Origin of the sequence: Streptomyces sp. CA-250714, assembly GCF_050936705.1 — a bacterium.
In the GTDB taxonomy this organism is placed as follows: Bacteria; Actinomycetota; Actinomycetes; order Streptomycetales; family Streptomycetaceae; genus Streptomyces.
In genome coordinates, this window is the sequence record NZ_JBNJMI010000001.1 from 209062 (window position 1) to 230199 (window position 21138).

Annotated in this window: 19 protein-coding genes and 1 pseudogene; 11 read left to right on the top strand and 9 right to left on the bottom strand. The window is 68.5% G+C overall.

All coding sequences use genetic code 11. The features are described 5' to 3' along the window. Nucleotides 1–6: 6 nt before the first annotated feature. Nucleotides 7–987 carry a helix-turn-helix transcriptional regulator gene (locus ACQEU8_RS01130; RefSeq protein ID WP_433095783.1) on the bottom strand — a complete coding sequence of 327 codons (981 nt, stop codon included), beginning with the start codon at nt 985–987 and terminating at the stop codon, nt 7–9. 136 nt (nt 988–1123) lie between these two features. On the opposite strand from ACQEU8_RS01130, the gene ACQEU8_RS01135 reads away from it, so the two are divergent. From ACQEU8_RS01135 to ACQEU8_RS01155, 5 genes are all read left to right on the top strand, one after another. Beyond that, nucleotides 1124–1519, top strand: coding sequence for a RidA family protein (locus ACQEU8_RS01135; protein WP_433102075.1), 396 nt, complete (start codon nt 1124–1126; stop codon nt 1517–1519). Nucleotides 1520–1600: 81 nt separating this feature from the next. Continuing rightward, nucleotides 1601–2074, top strand: coding sequence for a DUF488 family protein, N3 subclade (locus ACQEU8_RS01140; RefSeq protein WP_433102077.1), 474 nt, complete (start codon nt 1601–1603; stop codon nt 2072–2074). Between the two features lie 132 nt (nt 2075–2206). Continuing rightward, nucleotides 2207–2758: an AAA family ATPase gene (locus ACQEU8_RS01145; protein ID WP_433095784.1), complete on the top strand. Its 552-nt coding sequence runs from the start codon at nt 2207–2209 to the stop codon at nt 2756–2758. 146 nt (nt 2759–2904) lie between these two features. Then, entirely contained in the window at nt 2905–3837 is a 933-nt protein-coding gene (locus ACQEU8_RS01150; protein WP_433095785.1) for a LysR family transcriptional regulator, read from the top strand. Nucleotides 3838–3919: 82 nt separating this feature from the next. Beyond that, the gene (locus ACQEU8_RS01155; protein WP_433095786.1) at nt 3920–4462 is read left to right on the top strand and encodes a DapH/DapD/GlmU-related protein; all 543 of its coding nucleotides are present in this window, start codon (nt 3920–3922) and stop codon (nt 4460–4462) included. 126 nt (nt 4463–4588) lie between these two features. On the opposite strand, the gene ACQEU8_RS01160 is transcribed toward ACQEU8_RS01155, so the two are convergent. From ACQEU8_RS01160 to ACQEU8_RS01175, 4 genes and pseudogenes are all read right to left on the bottom strand, one after another. After that, the gene (locus ACQEU8_RS01160; RefSeq protein WP_433095787.1) at nt 4589–6172 is read right to left on the bottom strand and encodes a DUF2637 domain-containing protein; all 1584 of its coding nucleotides are present in this window, start codon (nt 6170–6172) and stop codon (nt 4589–4591) included. A gap of 149 nt (nt 6173–6321) precedes the next feature. Further along, nucleotides 6322–6864, bottom strand: coding sequence for a putative immunity protein (locus tag ACQEU8_RS01165; protein ID WP_433095788.1), 543 nt, complete (start codon nt 6862–6864; stop codon nt 6322–6324). Beyond that, a pseudogene (locus tag ACQEU8_RS01170) lies at nt 6861–8103 on the bottom strand (RNA-guided endonuclease InsQ/TnpB family protein). The gene ACQEU8_RS01165 and the pseudogene ACQEU8_RS01170 overlap by 4 nt, the downstream one beginning before the upstream one ends. Nucleotides 8104–8357: 254 nt before the next feature. After that, on the bottom strand, nt 8358–9743 hold the full coding sequence (locus ACQEU8_RS01175; RefSeq protein WP_433095789.1) for a tetratricopeptide repeat protein: 1386 nt from the start codon (nt 9741–9743) through the stop codon (nt 8358–8360). Between the two features lie 226 nt (nt 9744–9969). Between ACQEU8_RS01175 and ACQEU8_RS01180 the strand changes: the two genes are divergently transcribed. Further along, nucleotides 9970–11322 carry a M64 family metallopeptidase gene (locus tag ACQEU8_RS01180; protein WP_433095791.1) on the top strand — a complete coding sequence of 451 codons (1353 nt, stop codon included), beginning with the start codon at nt 9970–9972 and terminating at the stop codon, nt 11320–11322. A 166-nt stretch (nt 11323–11488) separates the two neighbouring features. Here the strand turns inward: ACQEU8_RS01180 and ACQEU8_RS01185 are convergent, their stop codons facing one another. The 3 genes from ACQEU8_RS01185 to tgmA all read right to left on the bottom strand — a co-directional run bounded on the left by ACQEU8_RS01185 (nt 11489) and on the right by tgmA (nt 14487). Beyond that, nucleotides 11489–13159, bottom strand: a complete 1671-nt coding sequence (locus ACQEU8_RS01185) for a sigma-70 family RNA polymerase sigma factor (RefSeq protein ID WP_433095793.1) — start codon at nt 13157–13159, stop codon at nt 11489–11491. 192 nt (nt 13160–13351) lie between these two features. Then, a complete protein-coding gene (gene tgmB / locus ACQEU8_RS01190; protein ID WP_433095795.1) occupies nt 13352–14284 on the bottom strand; it encodes an ATP-grasp ribosomal peptide maturase in 933 nt (310 codons plus the stop codon). An 11-nt stretch (nt 14285–14295) separates the two neighbouring features. Further along, nucleotides 14296–14487 (bottom strand): putative ATP-grasp-modified RiPP, encoded by a 192-nt coding sequence (gene tgmA / locus ACQEU8_RS01195; protein ID WP_433095797.1) that lies wholly within the window; start codon nt 14485–14487, stop codon nt 14296–14298. Between the two features lie 464 nt (nt 14488–14951). Here tgmA and ACQEU8_RS01200 point away from each other — a divergent pair, with 464 nt between their 5' ends. Beyond that, nucleotides 14952–16469, top strand: a complete 1518-nt coding sequence (locus ACQEU8_RS01200; RefSeq protein WP_433095799.1) for a serine/threonine-protein kinase — start codon at nt 14952–14954, stop codon at nt 16467–16469. Between the two features lie 134 nt (nt 16470–16603). After that, on the top strand, nt 16604–16972 hold the full coding sequence (locus tag ACQEU8_RS01205) for a hypothetical protein (protein ID WP_433095801.1): 369 nt from the start codon (nt 16604–16606) through the stop codon (nt 16970–16972). A 1063-nt stretch (nt 16973–18035) separates the two neighbouring features. On the opposite strand, the gene ACQEU8_RS01210 is transcribed toward ACQEU8_RS01205, so the two are convergent. Continuing rightward, nucleotides 18036–18626 (bottom strand): TetR/AcrR family transcriptional regulator, encoded by a 591-nt coding sequence (locus ACQEU8_RS01210; protein WP_433095803.1) that lies wholly within the window; start codon nt 18624–18626, stop codon nt 18036–18038. Between the two features lie 250 nt (nt 18627–18876). Between ACQEU8_RS01210 and ACQEU8_RS01215 the strand changes: the two genes are divergently transcribed. From ACQEU8_RS01215 to ACQEU8_RS01225, 3 genes are all read left to right on the top strand, one after another. After that, nucleotides 18877–19299, top strand: a complete 423-nt coding sequence (locus tag ACQEU8_RS01215; protein WP_433095805.1) for a DUF6463 family protein — start codon at nt 18877–18879, stop codon at nt 19297–19299. Nucleotides 19300–19348: 49 nt separating this feature from the next. Next, on the top strand, nt 19349–19570 hold the full coding sequence (locus ACQEU8_RS01220; RefSeq protein WP_433095807.1) for a hypothetical protein: 222 nt from the start codon (nt 19349–19351) through the stop codon (nt 19568–19570). 64 nt (nt 19571–19634) lie between these two features. Beyond that, complete coding sequence (locus ACQEU8_RS01225) at nt 19635–21062, top strand: FG-GAP and VCBS repeat-containing protein (protein ID WP_433095809.1); 1428 nt, start codon at nt 19635–19637, stop codon at nt 21060–21062. Nucleotides 21063–21138: the final 76 nt, after the last annotated feature.

Below are 21138 nucleotides of genomic sequence, written 5' to 3' on the forward strand. Positions count from 1 at the left end.
GGCCTCTCACTCTCCGGATGAGTCTCCGTAGCGGGTGGCCAGCGCGGCGGCGCGGTTGCGTAGGGCGGTGCGCAACGACTGCGGGGTCAGGGCTTCCGCGTCCATGCTGAGCTGCCACAGCGCCCATTCGGCGTGTCGTGAATCCTGGAAAGTCACCTCCAGCCGCAGCCAGCCGTCCGCGTCGGGTTCTTCCGCGCGGACGGCCAGCGCGGTGTCCAGCAGCTCCTCCCGTCGCGCCGGGTTCAGCCGTACGAGCACGGTGATGTGGTCGCCGCCGGAGAGGAACTGCGCGGAGCGTTCCCGCCAGATCCGGTCCAGATCGACCCGGTTCGGTCGCTGTGCGGTTTCGGGGAGTGCTTCGGCGGCCAACACCCGCGACAGCCGGTAGGTGCGGTCCGCGCCGGATCGCGAGGCCAGCAAGTAGGCCCGGTCGCGTACGGTGACCAGGCCGATCGGGTCCACCGTGCGCCACTGTGGCGTCTGGCCTGTGGCCGCGTAGTGGATGCGCAGCTTGTGTCCGGCCAGCACCGCGCGCCGGACCTCGATCATTGTGGTGTCGGGCACCTCCTCGGTGACCAGCCGACGTGAGAGCAGGTCGGTCTCCGGGTCGACGAGAAATCGCTGGGCCGCGTCGTTCGCGGTGGCCCGGTGGCTTTCGGGCAGCGCGTCGACCACCTTCCGCATGGCCGAAGCGAGCGCCGAGCCGAGGCCGAACACCTGCTCGCCGCGTCCCGATCCGGCGGCCAGCAGGGCAAGGGCCTCGTCGTGGTTCAGACCGGTGAGCTCGGTCCGGAAACCGGGCGACAACGCGAAACCGCCATGCCGACCGCGTTCGGCGTAGACCGGGACGCCGGCCGCGGACAGCGCCTCGATGTCGCGCAGCACGGTGCGGGTGGATACCTCCAGCTCGCGGGCCAGCGTGTCCGCAGTCAGCCGACCGCGCTGACGCAGCAGCAGCACCAGCGAGACCAACCGGTCGGCGCGCATGCCAGAACTTTATCGGAATACGTGACCAAGGATGTCGTGATTTGTTGCGAGGCTCCTGGACACGACGTCGAAGCCGGTGGCTACCGAGCCGATGGACGTACGTGATCCCGATGAATCGAATGGAGCTGACGTGGCAGTGGAACGAACGGCGGTCAACCCGGTGACGTGGTCGGTGGAGATGGGCTTCAACCAGGGTGAGGTCGTCTCCGGGCACACCCGGACCCTGTACATCTCGGGGCAGACCGCGATGAACGGCGACGGCAAGCCCGAGCATGACGGTGACATGGCGGCGCAGTTGGCGCTGAGCATCGACAACGTGGAGGCCGTGCTCGGCGAGGCCGGCATGTCCCTCGCGAACCTGGTCCGGCTCAACGTCTACACGACCGACGTCGATCTGCTCTTCCAGCACTACGGCGTGCTGGCGGGACGGTTGGGCGCCGCCGGGGTGGCGCCGACCACCACGATGCTCGGGGTGACGCGACTGGCGATACCGGGCCAGCTGGTCGAGCTCGAGGGGACCGCCGTCGCGTGATGCGGCCTCGCCGCCTCCGGTGCCGGTGCCGGTTGAACCGGCACGAGTAGCAGGCAGAAGGGGTGATTTCCGGTGCTCAGAATGGTGACGATCGGCGTCTACGGCCTCGACGGCGAGTCCTTCCTGCAACGACTGCGGCACGCAGACGTCCGCCTGCTGCTCGACGTACGTCAGCGCCGCGGTGTCCGTGGACCCGAGTACGCCTGGGCGAACTCGCTGCGGCTGCAGGCGGCCCTCGCCGATGCCCGGATCGCCTACGAGCACCATCTCGAACTCGCCCCGACCACCGAGCTACGCCGGCTCCAGTACGCGGAGGACGCCCGCCAAGGAGTCGGCAAGCGCTCGCGCCGCGAACTCGCTACCGAGTACACCCGCCGCTACACCGCCGAGATCCTCGACAGCGCCGACCTCACGCCGGTCGTGTCGGCGCTGTCGAGTGGTGGGGTCGCGGCGCTGTTCTGCGTCGAGCGCGACCCGGAGGCCTGCCACCGCTCATTGATCGCCCAGCGGTTGGCCGAGCAACAAGGGGTCACGGTCGAGCATCTGCGGCCGTGAGGATGGTGCCCGAACAATCTGCTGGGCCGTCCCGCTGCGCCAGGCACTGAAGGGAATTCTCGCGAATGAGTCCTCGACAGCGTCCTGGGAAATACGGTTGAGGGCCGGCACACCCCCTGACAAGCTGCCGATATGATCGCTGCTGAGAGGTCGAGCTGTCTGATCGTGACGGGGATGCCCGGGGCCGGGAAGTCGACGGTGACCAGGCTGGTTGCCCAGCGGCTGCCTCGCTCCGCCCGGCTCGACGGCGACCACATCAGCAGGCTGGTTGTCAGCGGTCGCGTCGGCGCCCTGGGCGAGCCTGCCGACGAAGCGGCGCAGCAAGTGGAGCTGTGCAACCGCAACCTGTGCATGCTGGCGAACAATTTCTCCGACGCCGGTTTCACGCCCGTCATCGACTGGGTGATCCCCGACCGTAAGCAGTTGGACTTCTTTCTGAGCCTTCTCCCGGCTCGACAGGTGCTGTTCGTCGTCCTCTCGCCGGGCATCGACATTTGCAAGTACCGCAATACCCTCAGGGATCCCCGCGAGCGGTTCGACTTCGACGGCTATGAAGCGCTCGACGCCGATATGAAGCGCGAGCTCGGCGAGATCGGCTGGTGGTTCGACACCGCGGCTCTCACTCCCGGCGAAACCGCCGACCAGATCATCCACGAAGCTCCCCGGCACGCTCTGGTCTCCTGACTACCGGTTGGCGGGACGGTCAGTGCCCGGTCAGATGGCGGCTCAACGAACGTAGCAACGACCGACGTCAGCAACGCTGGAGCGTGATCGAACAACCGGTCCTCGGCGAGCCACAACGGTCAGTTGTACGCGCCTAAGGTGAACCAGTGGACACCGAGGCATTGCGATCGTTCGTCCGGGCGGCCGAGCTCGGACAGTTGCAACATGCGGCCGATGAGCTGGGCGTGACACAGCAGGCAGTCTCCAAACGGATCGCCGCCCTGGAGCGCGAGGTGGAAGTCCGGCTGTTCACCCGTACCGCCCGAGGGGTTGAGCTGACGCCCGATGGCCAGGCGTTTCTCCCCCACGCGCGGAGCATCGTCGCGAGTGTTGAGCGTGCCATCACCGCGGTCAGGCCGGGCGCCCGGGCCCTTCGGATCGACGTTCTCGGCCTGCGAAGCGCGCAGGCTGTGGTTCTGCACGACTATTGGCGGTCGCATCCCGAGACCAACCTCGACGTGGTGACCCTCCGGGTCAGCGACCCACGCGTGGCGGTCGCCGCCGTCGAAGCAGGCGATATCGATGCCTCGTTCCGTACCGTCACCGACTCGGGCACCCTGCCGCCCGACGTGCAAATGGTCCACGCTTTCCACTCGCCGCTGGAACTTCTCGTCGGCCCGAGACATCCGCTCGCCTCCGCGCGAACGCTTACGCCATCGCAGCTGCGTAAGCACCGGATATGGGTGCCGGGTATCGCACCGCGAAGCGAATGGGCGGAGTTCTACGATCAGCTCGCAACTGATTTCGACCTACGTATCGATGCGGCAGGCCCGCATTTCGGAGACGAAGTGCTCCTGGAGACCCTCGCGGCATCCGCTGGTGTGGCTACGCTCGTCGGGGCACGCGACCGGTACATCTGGCCGACGGATTACGACCTACGCCGCATCCCTGTCGTGAATCCGACCCTCGCGTACCCACTCTCGCTGATCCTCCCCAGAAAGAATCCACATCCAGGGCTCCGTGGAATCATCACCCACCTCGGAAGCCTGCCAAAGCTCCCTGAGACGGTCTGGCTCCCGTCCTGGGCCCGACAAAGGTGACCCGACCCGGCTGCTGACAGCAGCCTCCACCAGCGCCCAGTGAGTCTTATCCCGTCACCGGTACACCAGAAAGGATCGCGGCATGTCCAGCGACCGTCTCATGCGCATTCACAGCGCCGAATTCCAGGCCATGGCCGAGCGGGTACTGCGGGTCACCGAGCTCACCTCCCGTCTGAACGTCCTGCCTTTCGACGACGAGGCGGGCAAGGCGGACCTGTTCAAACAGATCCTCGGCAAGCCGCTGCTGGGGAGAGTCACCATCTATCCGCCCTTCTACACGGACCACGGTCTTCAATTGGATTTGGCGGAGCGCGTGTTCATCAACCAGAACTGCACGTTTCTGGACTACGCCGGTATCCGGCTCGGCGAGCGCGTGATGGTCGGACCGAAGGCCACGTTCATCACCGTCGGGCACCCGGTCGATCCCGAGGATCGACGGGGATGGCTGAGCGGCGCGCCAATAGATGTCGCGGAGAACGTGTGGATCGGGGCCGGTGCCACGATTCTTCCGGGGGTCAGCATTGGCCGTGATGCGGTGGTCGCCGCCGGCGCGGTCGTGGCCGATGACGTTCCGCCGGCAAGCCTGGTGACCGGCAGTAAGGCAACCGTGCACCGGCAATGGTGACGACCTCTCCGGGGCGCGGCCACCATCACTTCGCCGCTACCCGAAAGGCCATGCGCGTTGCCGGCAAGGCGCACTGATCCTGCTCACCGCCGCGTTTCCGCCGGCATTGAAACGCGTGCCGTGCTGTCAGTGCGGCAGCGTCCTCGCGAACGCGGCGTAGCGGCGTCGGAAGTCGGCGAGGTAGCCCGCGAGGTCGTCCGGGCCAATGCGGTCGCCGCGGCCCCCCTTGGAGCGGATGCCGTGCTTGGCACACAGCGCCTCCAACTCGCTGAGGGACGGTTCACTGCCGCGTGTCTCCAGATGTTGCGCCCAGACTCGATAGATGCGCCAGCTCAGCCGGTACCGACGCAGGGTGCTCGGGCTGATCAGAGCGCCACCTCGGCCGGTCATGCCCTGGCTCCACAAGTGGTCGGCCAGCTCCGGGAGGCTGGGCTCCTCGCCCAGCAGATCCGTGAGGTCTGCCCATGCCTGGTAGTAGCGGTCGACGAGTGTCAGGTTCCCCTCCCCCACCGAATGCGCCGACGGCTTCGACTCTTCCGCTTCCGCTTCCTGCCGCGGTTCGTCCGCTACGGCATCTTGATCCGACGAGGGCGCGGCCGTGCCGCCTGTCTGCGCGTCCGGAGGCGTCTGCGCGGGGGCACGGTCGTACGGGTCGTTCCCGGGTGGCTGCTGAAGCTCTTGCGCAGCGCCGGGCGTCCCGGCGTTTCCCGGTACCGGTACGGGTTCTGAGCGCGGAGTCTCCGGTTCGGCAGCCGCGGGAGCCTGCGGCACGGGGAGGCCCTCGTCCGCCGACGGCTCAGGGCTGGGACGGGGGAGGCTTCCGTCGCCCGCCGGGACGGTCCGGCGCGCGTAGTGGGCTACCAGCGTCTCCTCTTCGGTGTAGCCGTCCGCACCCAGGCGGGACCACGGAGCGCCGAGATCGGCGAAGCGCGGATCTTCCTCTTGCAGGAGGTGACTCGGTTCGGGAGCGCCCGTGAGGAGTGCGAGGGAGTCCGTGGATAGCTCTGCGGCCAGCAGCCCGGTGGGTGCCGTCTTGGCGAGCGGTACGCCGTAGCGGGTGAGTTTGAGGGGCATCAGTGCTTCGACCGGTGCTTTGCGCTTCCAGGAGCGGCCGTACTGGGCGCGGAGTCTGGTCTCGTAGACGAGGCGGTCCTGTTCCATGCGGATCACTTCGTCGTAGTTGCGCAGCTCCCACAGCTTCATCCGCCGCCACAGCCGGAAGGTGGAGGGGAAGGCCAGCAGCCAGCGGGAGAGGCGTACGCCTTCCATGTGCTTGTCGGCGGTGATGGCCGCGACGCGGCCGGCCGCGTGCCGGGCGGCCTCGACGGTGACGACGAAGAGCACCGGGATCACCGCGTGCATCCCCACCCCGAGCGGGTCGGGCCAGGCGGCGGCGCCGTTGAAGGCGATCGTGGCGGCCGTCAGCAGCCAGGCGGTCTGCCGCAGCAGCGGGAACGGGATCCGGATCCAGGTCAGCAGCAGATCCAGGGACAGCAGCACGACGATGCCCGCGTCCACACCGATCGGGAAGAACGGCGCGAACTCGCCGAAACCCTTCCGCTCGGCCAGCTCGCGGACCGCCGCGTAGGAGCCCGCGAAGCCGATCGCCGCGATCACCATGGCACCGGTGACCACGACAGCGATGAGTATGCGGTGCACGCGGCTTATGCGCACCCCCTGCCCCTGCACAGGAGCCCCCCGTTGTCTCATCGCTCTCGTCCCTGGTGAGGGGTCAGTATGTCTCATGAGCGTCAAGCGGGCTGAGCTGCCCTGGAAGGAGGGAACGGGGGTTGGCGCTGACGGCCACGATGAGCGGCAGCCGCGGCGTAGGTGATTGCCGGCCTCATAGCCGGGGTCCCTCAGCGGGACGCGCGCAGGGAAGCGTCCAAGGCGGTCATGAGCTGGGCAACGCGGTTGTTGCCGGTCGGCGCGAGGGGGTACCGGCCGAGAACATCGATCAAGACCGGTGTGGCGCGCTGCCGAGCCTGCTCGATCGCCATGTTCCCGACTTCGGGATCGCCGCCTGCGTTGATTTCAGCGATGCGCGCTGCACTCGCAGCGGCGCGCAGGATGTGGCCTACCTGGTGAGCTTTCGCGATCGGGTGGAGGTACGGGGCGGCTGCGGCGTCGCCGGCGGCGCGCGCAGCGAGACGTGAGGCCTCGGTGGAAGCCTCCTTCGCTGCTCGGTGTGCGTCCAACGAGGTGACACGTTGCAGCTTGGTCCTCCGCGCACCGTTGACGAACTCCCATGCGGCATCAAGGGCCGCGCGGGGCCGAGGATCATCGGGGTTGGCGTCCTCGAACACAGGGAGGACTTCTAGAGCGGTCTCTGCCACGTAGCGTGCTACGACCCGCAACTCGTCCATGGTCAGCTCGAAGTCACCGGACACGGTCCCCGTCATGAGGTGACTCTCCCCTCCCTGAAGGGAGGGGCTTCATTCCTCGCGGAATGAGGTTCCTGATTCATCGGACTGCGCCTCCCCGGAAGACTCCGGGGCCGGTCTTACCGGTCCTCCACAGGCGTTTCAGCTCTCGACCAGCCCGGCCGCGAGTAGGTTGCGGGCCGCGTTGACGTCGCGGTCGTGGACAGTGCCACATTGCGCGCACGTCCAGGACCGCACCTTCAGCGGCATCTTGGTGTTCATGTGGGCGCAGCCCGGTGTGGAGCACAGCTTTGAGCTGGGGAACCAGCGGTCCACAAGCAGCAGTTTTCGCCCATACCAGTCGGTCTTGTACTCCAGCATGCTCCGCAACTCGCTCCAGGCCGCATCCGAGATGGCGCGTGCGAGGGAGTGGTTGCCCAGCATGTTGCGGACGGTCAGGTCCTCGATGGCGATGGCTTGGTTCTCGCGTACCAGCCGAGTAGTGACCTTGTGCAAGTTGTCGCGGCGCCGGTCGGCGATCCTGGCGTGGATGCGGGCGACTTTGAGTCGTGCCTTGACCCTGTTCTGCGAGCCCTTCGCCTTCCGGGCCAGAGCCTTCTGAGCCTTGGCGAGCTTGCGCCGGTCGGCGCGTTCGTAACGCGGGCTGGCGATCTTCTCCCCCGTCGAGAGGGTGATGAGGTGCTCCAGCCCGGCATCGACACCGACCGCCGCACCCGTGGAGGGCATCGGGGTCACGGTGTCCTCCACGAGCACGGACACGAACCAGCGCCCCGCACTGTCGCAGGAGACCGTGACCGTGGACGGCTCCGCGTCCACGGGAAGCGGACGATGCCACACGATGTTCAGCGGCTCCGTCGTCTTGGCCAGCTTCAGCGCCCCGTCCCGAAAGGTGAAAGCGTTGTTCTGGAACGTCGCCGACTGCCGCGACTTCTTGCGTGACTTGAAGCGCGGGAAGCGAGCCCGTTTGGCGAAGAAGTTGTTGAATGCCACCTGCTGAGCACGAAGCGTCTGCTGCAACGGGACGTTGGAGACCTCCCGCAGGAACTCGGACTCGGCGTCCTGCTTCCACGCGGTCAGCCACTTCGCCGTATCCACGTACGAGGTGTTCTTGCCCTCGTCCTTATAGCGGCGCGTCCGCTCAGCCAGGGCCCTGTTCCAGACGTACCGGACACAGCCGAACGTGCGGCGCAACAGCTCCGCCTGTTCGCTGGTCGGGTAGAAGCGGTACTTGTACGCCCGCTTGATCGTCCGGAACATGACTAACACCATAGTCCATGATCGTGTCAACGCACAGGTGCGGATCGGTACGGCCTATCCCCGCCCTGAAGGACGGGGTTGGCGGCCTTAACAGTCATGATCACGACGCAGCACCCGCCGCTGCGGTCCATGCCGTGACCGAGGGGCCTGGGTGAAGACCGTCGCACGCGGCGGAGGACTGTTCGACGGCGGCGTCAGCGGCGGCCTGCTCGCCGCGAGGGCAGGATCCGCCGGACAAGCCCCGATCCTGATGTTCACATCGGCGGACTGGCCGGCGCGGGCCCCAGTGTTGTCGTGCCGGGCGTGGCCCGGTGGCCGAGGCCGGTGCGGTAGGTGTCCAGGGCCTCCTCCACGCGTCCGGTACGGCGCAGCAGATCGCCGAGGAGCCGGCACAGGTCGGCGACATCACCCGCGGCGTCCGCGTGTTCGAGCAGCGGGAGGGCCGCGCGGTAGTGCTCCTCGGCGGCCGGGTCGTCGCCGCGCTGCTCTTCGATGAGACCGAGCAGCCGGTGTGCCGCGCCCGCGTGCACGGCGCCGCGTCCGGTGCGGAGGCCCCCGGTGTCCGGCTCTCCCGCGGTGAGCAGCGGCCGTAGCAGTTCCTCCGCCTCCTGGGCCTTGCCGCGGCGGCGCAGCACGTCCGCGAGCTCGACCTCGACCTGTTCGGTGAAGAGCGCGGCCCGCTTCGAGGCGAGCATGGAGCGGGCGGTGCACAGTTCGCTCTCGGCGCGTTCCAGGTCGCCGTGCTGGGCGTGCACGTAGCCGCGCATCCAGTGGCAGTGGGCGAGGTCGGTGCGGATGCGCAGCTGCTGGTAGAGGTCTTGCGCCTTGGCGAGGGAGGAGTCGGCCTCGGCGGTGCGGCCCTGGGCGATGAGCGTACGGGCCACGCCGCGGTGCATCCCGGCGAGCAACGCCGGGTCCTCCACCCGCGGTGCGAGCGCCAGCGCCAGCTCGGCGGCGCGCCCGGCGCGCGCCCGCGCGCCCATCTCCAGGTATGGCGCGATGGACGCCGTGTAGAGGAGCAGCAGCGCGTCGGGGTCGTGCAGACCGGAAGCGTTGAGCTCGTCGAGGGTGGTCTCCAACAGATAGCAGGCGTAACGGAGTTCTCCGCTGAGGCGGTGGGCGGCGGCGCGTCCGCGCACGGCCGGGACCCGACGGGTCAGCGGCTCGTCGGCCAGCAACCGCTCGACGGCGCCGAAGCACTCGCGCGCCTCGGCGAGGTCGCCGGATTCGAGCAGGCAGTCCCCCAGCCCGAGGAGGGCGTCGGCCTCCTCGGCGGGCAGCCTGTGTTCCACGGCCTCGGCGCGCAGGGCCCGGAAGAGCGTGGCGGCGTCCTCGGGGGCCCCGGTGGCCAGGGCGTGCCGCGCGTCGGTCAGCCGCAGGCGCAGGTCGGCGGCGAGGTGCGCCGGGCGGCCCGTGGCGAGCTCCTCGGGGGTGGTGCCGAGCCGTGCCGCGACGTGCCGCAGGGCTGCCTCGGAAGGGCGTACCCTGCCCGATTCCAGTGTGGAGATGTAGGCGGGCGTGTACGCGGGCTCGGCCAACTCCCGCTGGGTGAGACCGCGCTCGGTCCGCAGGCGCAGAACCCTCCGTCCGATGGCGGTGGGCTCGTCAGGCCGTACGCCACCAGGTCCGTTCTTGGCCACCTCTGCCTCCCTCCAGATCCCGGCAGTTGAGCCGTGTCCTTCGGAGTCCGGAGCGAAGGACGCAGGAGCACCTGGCGCGAACTCGCCGTCCGCACACCACTTTATGCCCGGCCGTTGCCGCGGACTCCGACAGCCCTTATGTTAATCGACGCATTAAGCGCGTTTATTCCCCCACTTATGCACTCGGGCCCCCTGGCCGAGTCCGCGCAGCTCACGGAGGTCTCCCATGCCTGGACACGCACCCCGCAGATCCCGCACCCGGCTGACCGTGGCCGTCGGCATCGCCGTCGTGGCGGCGCTCGCCGCCACAGCACCGGTAGCCGCGAGCGAGGGCTGGGGCGACAGCACCCCATCCGCTCGGACCGACGACGACCAGGGCAACTCCCCGGCCGGCGACCGCGTCGAGGTCGAATACTTCAACGGCCCCGGCAACCACCCCCGCCACAGACAGGTCCCCGCGTCCGCCCCGCTCACCAAGAAGCAGCACCACAAAATCAAGGACGACGGCGACGTGGTACCGATCAAGGAGGCCGGACCGAGCGACGCCAAGGTCGACGTCGTCTTCATCGGCGACGGCTACACCGCCGACCAGCAGGAGGACTTCCGCACCGACGTGCGCCGCAACTGGGAGCAGGTCGCCAAGGTCGAGCCGTACGCCCAGTACAAGGACCTCTTCAACGTCTGGGCCGTCGACGCGCACTCGAAGGACTCCGGCGTCTCGGGTGACCCGACCAGCGACGTCCGCAAGAACACCGCGCTGGGTTCGTACTTCTTCTGCGACGGCATGGAGCGGCTGCTGTGCGTCGACGAGAACAAGGTCGAGGCGTACGCGAGCAAGGCCGCCGACCCCGACCTCGTCATCGTCCTGAGCAATTCCAGCAAATACGGCGGCGCGGGCTACAACGACATCTCCTCGCCGTCCGGATACGACGGTATAGCCACCGCCTCGTCCGACAACGCCCAGGCCGTGCAGCTCGTCGTGCACGAGTCGGGCCACTCGTTCGGCAAGCTCGCCGACGAGTACTGGTACAGCGAGGACGAGCACACCGGCCCCGAGCCGGGTGAGCCCAACCTCTCGACGCTCAGCGCCGAGGAGATGGCCGCGCAGCGGACGAAGTGGCACCGCTGGCTCGGCCAGGACTCGCCGGACGGCGGCAAGGTGGGCACGTTCGAGGGCGGCGGCTGCTGCGCGCGCGGCGTCAACCGGCCCACAGAAAACTCGATCATGCGCACGCTGGGCCAGGAGTTCAACCTCCCCGGGCGCGAGGCCATGATCGCGGGCTTCCACAAGCACGCACCAGCCGTCTCCAGCACCACGCCCACCGGCCGACTGCTGCGCGGCGCGAAGCGCATACGCATCGAGGCATCCGAAAAGGCGCGCGTGCGCTGGCTGGTCGACGGCCGCGAAGCCAGGAAGGCCCGTGGCGATCGTTCCGTCACTCCTGGCACGCTCGGCGTCCCGGACGACGGTCGCACGCACACCGTGACCGTGCGCGCCACGAATCCGACCGAAGCGGTACGCGATCCGCAGCTGCGCAAGCTCCTGAACGGCACGCTCCAGTGGAACGTCAAGCGCTGACACCCGGTAAGAGGCAGCCCTTACCGGGACAGCGGTGAGGGCTGGGCAAGATCCGCCGGAGCCGGCCCGACGGCGTGCTCCGCACCGGCGGCGGGTCCCTGGGATGTCCCGCCGCCGGTCATCGCCCTGGAGACGCAAGCGCCGTCCGCCCGGCCCCGCGCGGGGCTCAGGAGCCGAACAGCTGGGTCCAGGTCCGGTCGTCCTCGACCAGGCCGAGGCCCATGGTGGTCAGGTCGCAGTTGAGGATGTTCGCGCGGTGGCCTTCCGAGTTCATCCACGCCGCCATCACGTCCTCGGGTGAGTTCTGTCCCCTGGCGATGTTCTCAGCCCCGGGCGACTGGTAGCCCTGAGCCTTGGCCCGGTCGCTGAAGCTGCGGCCGTCCTGGCTCGTGTGGTCGAAGTAGTTCTTCGCCGACATGTCCTCGCTGTGCAGCTGCGCAGCGCGGGTGAGACGGTCGTCGAGCTTCAAAGGGCGGCATCCGGCCTTGGCCCGCTCCTTGTTGACGATTGCCAGGACCTGCTCGGCCGGGGTGTCCGCCGGGTCGGCGGCGGTGGGAGTGGGGGTCGGCCTGGGACGCGGCGGCGCCGACTTCGTCTTCGCCGGTGCCGACTTGGGCTTCGGCTTCTTGTGCGTCGCGCGCGGCTCGGGCGAGTGCGACTTGCTGCGTGAAGGGGAGGGCGAGGCCGTGGGTGAAGGGGGCGAAGCGGATTCGGAGTCGGCCGCGGACCGCACCGTGTCCCCGTGCCCGTCCTCGTCCGACGGTAGCCCGTTCACGGCCGCGATCGATCCGCCCGCGAGCAGCGCGGCGACCGCGGCGGCCAGGCCGGTGGTCCGCCGCCGCCTGCGTATTCGCTCCTGCACGCGGCGGCTGTGCCGACTGCCCTCTGGTACGCGTTGTACGCGTTGTACGCGGTGGCGACCGTGCGGGTCGGCGTCGTGCACCGCCCGTGGCACGGCCGTGGCATCGCCGCTCTCGGACGGCGTAGCCGTGTCACCGTGTGCGCTGAACGCCGTCGGCTCGACGGAATCGGCGCCGTAGAGCGCGGCCAACGCCCCGGTACCGGTGAGCGCGGCGGCCACGGGCACCAGGCCCAGGCCCACCAGCAGCCCCTCGGCGGGTACCAGTCCGGCCTGGTGCCCCCAGCACACGCCACACTCCCGGGCGTGCCGTGCGATGCGCTTGCGCCACAGCGCCGAGGGGCGCCGGTCCCAGTTGTCCGTCACTTGGTCGAGGCGGGCACACAACGGCGTGGCGGACAGCGCGCGCACCACCAGGCGGGCGGTCTCCAGCTGCGCCTTCATCCGCTGCACGCGCACCCCCGTGTGCTGCGGAGACATCTCCAGAGCAGCGGCCACCTCGGCCCGGCTCAGCTCGCCCGCCGCCTCCAGCCACCACAGCGAAAGCAGCGCGCGGTCGTCGGTGTCCAGCCAGCGGGTGGCCTGCGCCACTTCCCGCCGCTGGCCTTCGAGCCCGAGACGAACAATGGTCAGGTCCACGAAGTCCGCCCCAGGGTCGGCCACCTCGTAGGCATCCTGCAGACCCAGATCGGACGGTGCGGCCTGCTGCTTGGACCAATAGGTACGGATCTGGTTCATCGTGATGGCCACCAGCCAGGACCGGAAGCCGAGAGGGTCCTTCAGCGACCTGAGACCGCGCAGCGCACGGAGCATCGATTCCTGGACGACATCATCGACGTCCGCATGCCCGTTCAGCGCCCGGCCGACGATGTTGTACACCAGGGGCAGATACGAGCTGACCAGCTCGTCCTGTGCCCACAGCGCACCGCGCTGTGCCGCCTCGACCACCGCACGGTCGGCTTCCCCTGTCGCTGCCACGCCGTCCACATCCCTTCCGAGTCCTGACATTCTCTGTCCGACACAAGGGGAGACCTCGGGCCGGGGGCCGCCATAACAGAAAAAACGGCTCCGGATTCCGGTACGGCGGTTGGGACGGCCGCACCGGATGATCGCCGCTGCAGGTCAGCGCGTGACCTGTCGGCTACGGGACTCCGTCAGGGCCGAGAGCGTTCAGTTCGGTGCGGGAGATGCCAGCCAGGCTGCGACGGCTTCGGCGATGCGCTGACCGGTCTCCAGCTGGATGAAGCCGAACTGTCCGCCCTGGTTGCACTCCAGGAACCACCAGGTGCCATCGGCGTCCTCAGCGAAGTCGAAGGCGCCGTAGGCGAGTCGGGTGGCGTACATGTAGGACTGGACGGCCCTGGCGATGCGAGCTGGGATCTCTTCGGGCACCCAGGCGCCACCGCCATCGTCGAACCGAATGTCCACCTGCTGCGGACCGGATGTCTTCCGGGCCGCGAGCATCTCGTCTCCGACGCAGGTCAGGCGGATGTCCGCACGCTTGGGCACCCACCGCTGCAGGAGGGTTGGAGCGGCGGCGACTCCCGTGAAGTCCGCGCCCGGGCCGATCCGGGTCGTGGGCAGAGCCATCGGCGGGTCGGCAGGGTGCATGCCGGAGACGGGCTTGACGACAAGATCCCGGTGCTCGGCCGCGAACTCGCGGGCGATCTTCGGATAGGTCGTGATCAGGGTGGGCGGCACGGCGAAGCCGCTGGCGTGGGCGACGCGCAACTGCCATGGCTTGTACCGGGCTTGCGCCGCCGCGACCGGATGATTCATCCAGCGGGCCGTCGTGGAATACAACGTTCCGTACAGGGCCTGCGCGGACTCGGCCGTGAGCCACTCGGACTGATCGGCCGAGTGTGCCGCAGGCGTGCCGGGCCTGCGGACCCATATCGACCGCAGTGCGCTCATGCTCAGCACCCGGCCGCCGAACGAGAGGTGCCCGTCGAAATCCCCCTTCACATACTCGGCGGACAACGTCACCCCGCCCGGAAGATCGGCCGGGTCCAGGCGTACGACGGGCACACCTTGGTCGTTCAGCTCGGACACCACCATGTCCGCGGTCACGTCCTCGGGACAGGTCAGGATGAGCACCGTCATCGGCCGGCCCGTCAGTCGTCGAAGTGCGTCTTGGAACCGGCGGTGGACGTTGTGGTGCCGATCGCCAGCAACAGGTCACGGTCGGCTATGGCCGGGCGCCCATCGGGCAGGACGTTCAGCTGCCGGGCAGCGTCGTAACCGTACGGAGCCACGGTGGGCGGGGGCACGGTCTGCCGGGCATAGTTCAACGCGAACGGTCGCATGACATCTCCTCCTGGTGCACGGAGGGCGACGGCGTCCGAGCACAACCCTCCTTTCCCGCGCGAAGCGGTGCCGCGCGTGCTGCTACGGGGCCGGCCTGTCCGAACGCCGACCCCACACATATCTGTTGGCACGAGTGACGCCCCATGTTTCAGGACTCCGTGCGGGTGTCTCCGCCCGATCGGGGCGGCCATACGTCCTGATAGACGGACAGTGGCCCGAATCGGTTGCCGCAACGCGTTACGTGACGCGTGGGAACCGGGACGAGGTTGAGCGGACCAGCAACGCGCTCAAGGGCTTCCGAGCTGTGGCGGATCCGGTAGCGACAAGGGAGCGTTCGTCTTTCACGGCACAGCGACCGTCGCCGGCAATCCGGCTGTGGATCCGTCAGTGACCTGCCGGACGGCCCTGGAATGCCGCCGGCCGTACTCTGGCATCTGGCATTCCAGAGTCGACGGAGGTAGGTGTGCGGCGCGGAGAGCTGATCGCGGGCCGTTACGAGCTGCTCGAGCGGCTGGGCCGGGGCGGTATGGGCGAAGTCTGGGCCGCACGGGACCGCACTCTCCGCCGTGATGTCGCGCTCAAGCTGCTCGACCTCGGCGGGTTGGGCCACCCGGAACTGCCTCAATGGTTCGAGCGTGAGGCGGTTGCCGCCGCTCAGATCAACCACCCGAACGTAGTCGGCCTGTACGACCGGGGGGTCCATGAGGACGTGCTGTTCCTGGTAATGGAGAAGGTCGCGGGCACGACGCTCTCCGCGCACATCCGTGCCGAGAGTCCCATGCTCCTGGCGCGAGCCCTGGAGATCGCCGACGGGATCTGTACGGCGCTGGTCGCCGCGCACCGGGCCCGCGTCATCCACTACGACATCAAGCCCCAGAACGTGATGATCACCGAAGACCGGCAGGTCAAGGTATTCGACTTCGGGATCGCGGGGTTCATCCAGACCACGTTCTCGGTGGCGCACTCCTCTCAACTGACGCCGGCCGGTACCCCGGAGTACGGTGCCCCGGAACAGTTCCTCACCGAGCGTGGTGACGAACGCTCCGATCTGTATGCCCTCGGCGGGGTGCTATTTGCCCTGCTCACTCGTCAGGCACCCTTCACCGGTCCCAACGGCTTCGCGGTCATGCGGCGCAAACTCGACGAAGAGGCTCCACGTCTTGATTCTCTCCGCCCTGGCCTGCCGCCTGAGGTAACTGGCTTGGTTGCTGAGCTTCTGCAACGCGATCCCGACCGGCGCCCCCAGTCGGCGCAGTTGGTCCTTGAACGTCTTCGGCAGCTCCAGGCGGCTCTTGTTCCAGTGAATGACGGCACGTCGGAGGCGCGTACCACGGAGGAGCAGCAGCCGCCCACGCGTCTCTTGGACGGCATAGAGCAACCGCCGGGGCCGACCGATCCGTTCACCGAGCTCAGCCCGCAGTCGTGGGACAACAGCAGCACCGACGAAACTCCGTTCACCGAAGGCGCGTTACTGCCGCAGAGGTTCACGAACGATTTCGGCATCGACTTCGCCCGGGCGGCCGGTGGAGCCCGTCCCTATGACCTGGCAGCTTCCAGTTACGACATGGTCGCGGAGCTCGCTGCCCGCGGCTGCACACAGGTGATGGCCGGGGTCTATCTGGAGCAACCCGGCCCCCATGCCACCCCTGAGAATCCCGTCGTGGTCTCGGTCCAGGTCTTTCCGTTCCCCGACGCGGCCGCGGCCAAGGGCATGTTCAACTACTTGTGGGGCAACGAAGCGACATGGAGCCAAACGTTCTGGCTCCCTCAGGCCGGGGGCGGCGTCGGTCCCTGTCCTGGCGGTGACGAGTGGCATCAGGGCTTTCGCTACCAGTACAACAATGTGTTCCACCGCTACTTGATCGCGGCGCTGTCCACCCGCACCGACCACACCACTGACGGGACCATCGAGCCCTGGCTCGCCGCGGCTGCCACCCGTGCCGTGACCTCCAGCGGGCCGCAGAACTACCGCGGCAGCTGATCCATACAGCTCACCTTCGATGGCCGGGTACCCGCCTCGGGGGATCATCAACATGCCGCGAGGTGACGCGGGGGTGATGCGTAGGTGGGATACGCAGTCGGCTGCTCGTCCGGTGTCGGGGGAACCCGGGGTGCATGACTCTTCAGCACCCCTCACATCGGGGCGGCGAGCGCCGCGGCCGGTTCGCCCGGCTCGCGGAAGCGGCTTCGAACCTGACCAGCTCACCGCTGTTCTTTCTGATCTGTCTGATCCTGATCAGTGGAATGGTCATCGTCCATCTGGTGCATCTGCCGGTGCCGTTGCTGATCTTCGCTGGTGACGTACTGACATCCGTCAACCTGCTCATGCTGGCCCTGTTGAAGAACTCCGAACGGCGCGCCGAGGACGCTATCCAGCGGAAGTTGGACGCGATCGCGGCGGCCATGCTGGAGTCTCAGGAAGGCGAGTCGCACCAGGCACGCGACTCGCTGCGACAGGCGATCCGGCTGGAGGAGGAGTTGTGACGCCGCCGCCGGGCGGGCTAGAAATCACCCCCGTCCCCGCGTCCTGACTCCCCGGCTCCGCAAGGTGACTTCGTGCCCGGCCCGGCCGCCCACAATCCGCGGCTTCGTCCAGGGGCTCGCCGAGCGACACCAACACGCCCTCGGCGTGCGGGCCCAGCTCGATGAGTCCCGGGATGACCAGAGATCGTCTGCGAGTCGGCCGGGCGTCGTAGCCGAGCACGACCTGGTGATCAGAGCGCCCCTTCTGCCGCGACATCACAACCCGCCGAGACCGGTCGGCTCACGACACATCAGTCAGTCAGCATTGAAGCGGCGATGCCATGAGCGCTGCCGGATCGCAGCAAGGATCAGGGGAACGTCACCCCCACTCCCGTTGCCCTCCGTCATCAGCCATCGCGAGGTGACATCGGCCGGTGGTCGGTCTTGGGACCAACCGACCGGCCGGTATGGGTGATTGATCCGAGCCGCAGAGCACGTCAGCTGTCACCCTCGACCGAAATGCGGATGCCGTCCGAGTACGACGAACAGGCCGAGGCGGCTGAGAGCGCATGACCGCGTTCGCCAGTTCCCGGCCGGTGCTTTGCGGCCGGCGTGCGAGCCAAGGCTCGGGAGCCGTGAGCTTCAGCTGTTGGTCAGGGGGCGGTCGAGGAGGAGCAGACGGTTCCAGTGGCGCTGTAGTCCGGAGGCACCGGGCGGCTGACCAGGTGTGCCCCTCCCGGATCAGCGCCCTCTTCGCGCCGGGCTACGCCGTGCCGGTTTCCCAGCCCCGGTGGTTGGGGCCCTGAGGGGCGTGTTGAGCTGTGATCACTTTGTGGGGTTCGCCCTCGCGGTGGGGTTTGGAGCGGTGGATCTGTCGGCGGGACCGCGTCGTGCAACTGACAGACAGGGCGTGGGAGTTCAACGGGTCGCACCTGCCACCGACCGGCAGGTACGACCCGTATCCCGAGCGGCTGCGGCAGCAGTTCGAGGGGTGCCTCGGCGGTCCGGCACCCGCGGGCCGTGGTGGGAGGTGCCGTAGGCGTTCGGCGGCTGGCACCGTACGCAGCCTCGCTGGACAGAGCGCCTAGCTCGTCGGCGGGTCCGTGGGGGCGCCCTTGTCGGACGTTCGGTTGAAGATCAACTCGCTGGCGCGGGCGCGAACTTGGGCGTGGGTGCGGTCGGGGTGGTCGGCGGCGAGGAAGTGGCTGCCGATGGCCATGCAGAAGGCGAGCAGGCTGCGGGCCTCGACCTCGTCGGGGTCTGTGAAGAGGGTGCTGAGTGCGTCGCGTAGCAGTTGCATGCGCCGGTTGTCCACGCGGCGCAGCCGGTCGGCGACCGCCTGGTCGCGCCGGGCCCAGTCGCGGATGGCCAGGTCAATGGGCAGCAGGCGATCGCTGGAGAAGGTGAGTTGCCCGGCCAACCGGACCTTGTCGAGAACGTCGCCACTCTCGTGCTCGATTCGGTCGAGGACATCGTCGACGCTCTCTCGCTCCCAGGCGTCGAGCATTTCCGTCAGCAGCGCGTCACGGTTGGCGAAATAGCCGTAGAACCCGCCCCTGGTGACGCCCAGCGCCTTGGCCAGGGGCTCGACGCGCACCGCGTCCACGCCGCCTGTGGCCAGCGCCCGCAGTCCCTCTTCGATCCACATCCCGCGCGGAGTGCGCAGCCTGCCCATCGTGTGATCCACCTCGCATTTCGGCTGGTTGTACACAGCTGTATAACCAGTCTAGCCTCGACCTTGTACACCACTGTATAACCAGAGCGGGCCATGGCTGCGGTTCCATCGGCTCCCACTGCCCCGCTCCCGACCGCGTCGAGGAATCGGCGGAACGGCTTGCTCGGATGGCTGTACACGGCGCGGAACCGCCCGTTCCGGTACCTGATCGTCCGCCCGGCCGACTCCCCAGTGAGAACGGAGACATCAGATGGTCAAGTGGGCAGGTTGGATCATCGCCCTCGCCGGAACGGGGCACACGCTGGGCAGCCTCATCGAAGCAGCCCCGGACCACGCCGGAACATGGTTCGGGGGCTGGAACATGGGTGACTACCCCGAGATGAGCGACGCCACCGTCGCATGGTGGTATTCGGTGTTCAGTTTCGGACCGCCGCTTCTGCTGATCGGCCTGACCGTGCTGTGGCTGGACCGGCGCGGTATGACGCCGCCGCTGTTCATCCCGTGGGCCATGGTGACGTGGGTCGTCGTCGGCTTCGTGGTCGACGGCCCCTCGCCCTTGCTGATCCTCCTGGTCGCGGCCGGTCTCTGGCTGGCCGGAGCCCGGCGCACCAGGCGCCGCGAGGATGCGTCGCCGCAGACCGACACAGCTTCCAGGACGCGTATGGAGTCGTAATCAATTTGGAGGGCTCAGCGGTGAGGTTTGGAGCGGTAGGTGAGCTGGCGTGGCACGCGTGCAACCGGTGGGCGAGGGAGGGGAGTTCATCGGGCCGTACCTGCCGCCGATCGTCAGCGCGGCCCCGCCGTATCCCAAGCGGCTGCAGCAGCAGTTCGAGGGGGTGCCTGCTCGCCCGTACAAGGATGCTGCCGAATCGGGGGGTGCGGGACGGCACACGGGACCCAACTGCCCCTGTGTGCACAACTATTCGGGTGTCCGGGCGGTCTGAGTGCCGGAATCAGCACTCAGCCGATCGCACTGCGGCTTCAAGAAGAGAGCGAAGAGGACACCGTATGCGTACCCGCGCGCTTGTCACAGCAGCGACCCTGACGGCTCTGGCCGCCGGCGGCCTCGTGGTTCCTCTCGCGGTGGCCGGTCCGGCCGCCGCCGAGCCCTCGAAGCAGCGTGAGGACTTCAACGGCGACGGCTACACCGATGTGGCCGTCGGTGTGCCCAGAGCCGCCGGCAACGCCGGCGCTGTAGTCGTGACGTACGGATCGGAGTCGGGGGTCTCCCCCGCCCGTTCGGTGCGTATCACCCAGGACACCGCGGGCGTCCCGGGCACGGCCGAGGCGGGCGACCAGTTCGGGGAGAACGTCACCAGCGGCGACGTCAATCACGACGGGTACGCCGACCTGATAGTCGGCGCGCCCTTCGAGAAGGTCGACGGGAAGCCCGACGGCAGCCTGACGATCGTCTGGGGCGGCGCGAAGGGCCTCACGGGCGGCGGTATCGCGCTCGGTGCGCCCACGGCCGATGACCGGAACTTCGGCCAGGGTGCCTCCTTCAGCGACCTCGACGGGGACGGCACCGCGCAGCTCCAGGTCGTCAGCGGACGCCACTTCTGGTGGTACTCGGAGGCGACGCCCAAGGGCGACGGCAGCGACGTGGCGCTTCCGCTGGAGGACGACTTCCTCCCTGAGGACGTCCAGTTGGACGGTGTCGCCGCAGGGCGTTTCGCGGGCGCCGACAGCAGCGATTTCGTGCTGTACGGGAAGCGCGGGGACGGCGATTATCTGGCCACCTTCCGCGGCGGCCCGGGCGACATCGGCTACCAGCACCGTGTCCTGTCCGACGGCGGCACGGAGACACGGTCCGCCGCGATCGGGGATCTCAACAAGGACGGCCGGATCGATCTGGTCACCGGCGAACCGGTGGGCGGCCGGGAAGCGGGCTCGGTCACCGTCTGGTGGGGCGCCCCTGGCGGCCTCAGCACGGGCCGGGAGCCCGTCATCTACGACCAGAACAGCCCCGGCGTGCCCGGTACCGGTGAGAACGGCGACGGCTTCGGCGCCGATGTCTCCGTACGTGATGTGACCGGTGACGGCTATGCGGACATCGCCGTCGGCGTTCCCGACGAGGTCGTACGCGGCAGCCACGCCGGCACGGTCGTGCTCCTCAAAGGCTCTGCCGACGGCGTCGCCACCACCGGCGCGCAGACCTTCCACCAGCAGACGACCGGCGTTCCCGGTGTCGGTGAGGACGGCGACGGCTTCGGCAGCGGCGTGCACCTCGCCGACATCAACAGCAACGGCAAGGCCGATCTGTTCGCCGCCGCCGACGGTGAGGACATCGGGACGGTTGCCGGCGCGGGCGCGGTCTGGGTCCTGCGCGGCGCCTCATCCGGACTGACGACCGACCGCATCACCTCCTTCAACGGCGCCGACTTCGGCTTCACGAACAACACCGGCCTGCACTTCGGCGAGGTCTTCGACCACTGACCCGCCCGCTGCGGGGGCGCCGCCGTTGCCCCGCCGCCGGGCCGCCCTGCCCCCTCAGCGGAGCCGTACCCGAGGT

What these genes read in the sequence shown, in the direction of transcription:
- ACQEU8_RS01210 (WP_433095803.1), bottom strand. Translation starts at nt 18,626, where the DNA reads ATGGGCAGGCTGCGCACTCCGCGCGGGATGTGGATCGAAGAGGGACTG.
- ACQEU8_RS01160 (WP_433095787.1), bottom strand. Translation starts at nt 6,172, where the DNA reads ATGAGACAACGGGGGGCTCCTGTGCAGGGGCAGGGGGTGCGCATAAGC.
- ACQEU8_RS01140 (WP_433102077.1), top strand. Translation starts at nt 1,601, where the DNA reads ATGGTGACGATCGGCGTCTACGGCCTCGACGGCGAGTCCTTCCTGCAA.
- tgmA (WP_433095797.1), bottom strand. Translation starts at nt 14,487, where the DNA reads ATGCGACCGTTCGCGTTGAACTATGCCCGGCAGACCGTGCCCCCGCCC.
- tgmB (WP_433095795.1), bottom strand. Translation starts at nt 14,284, where the DNA reads ATGACGGTGCTCATCCTGACCTGTCCCGAGGACGTGACCGCGGACATG.
- ACQEU8_RS01225 (WP_433095809.1), top strand. Translation starts at nt 19,635, where the DNA reads ATGCGTACCCGCGCGCTTGTCACAGCAGCGACCCTGACGGCTCTGGCC.
- ACQEU8_RS01155 (WP_433095786.1), top strand. Translation starts at nt 3,920, where the DNA reads ATGTCCAGCGACCGTCTCATGCGCATTCACAGCGCCGAATTCCAGGCC.
- ACQEU8_RS01215 (WP_433095805.1), top strand. Translation starts at nt 18,877, where the DNA reads ATGGTCAAGTGGGCAGGTTGGATCATCGCCCTCGCCGGAACGGGGCAC.
- ACQEU8_RS01165 (WP_433095788.1), bottom strand. Translation starts at nt 6,864, where the DNA reads ATGACGGGGACCGTGTCCGGTGACTTCGAGCTGACCATGGACGAGTTG.
- ACQEU8_RS01180 (WP_433095791.1), top strand. Translation starts at nt 9,970, where the DNA reads ATGCCTGGACACGCACCCCGCAGATCCCGCACCCGGCTGACCGTGGCC.
- ACQEU8_RS01130 (WP_433095783.1), bottom strand. Translation starts at nt 987, where the DNA reads ATGCGCGCCGACCGGTTGGTCTCGCTGGTGCTGCTGCTGCGTCAGCGC.
- ACQEU8_RS01205 (WP_433095801.1), top strand. Translation starts at nt 16,604, where the DNA reads ATGACTCTTCAGCACCCCTCACATCGGGGCGGCGAGCGCCGCGGCCGG.
- ACQEU8_RS01145 (WP_433095784.1), top strand. Translation starts at nt 2,207, where the DNA reads ATGATCGCTGCTGAGAGGTCGAGCTGTCTGATCGTGACGGGGATGCCC.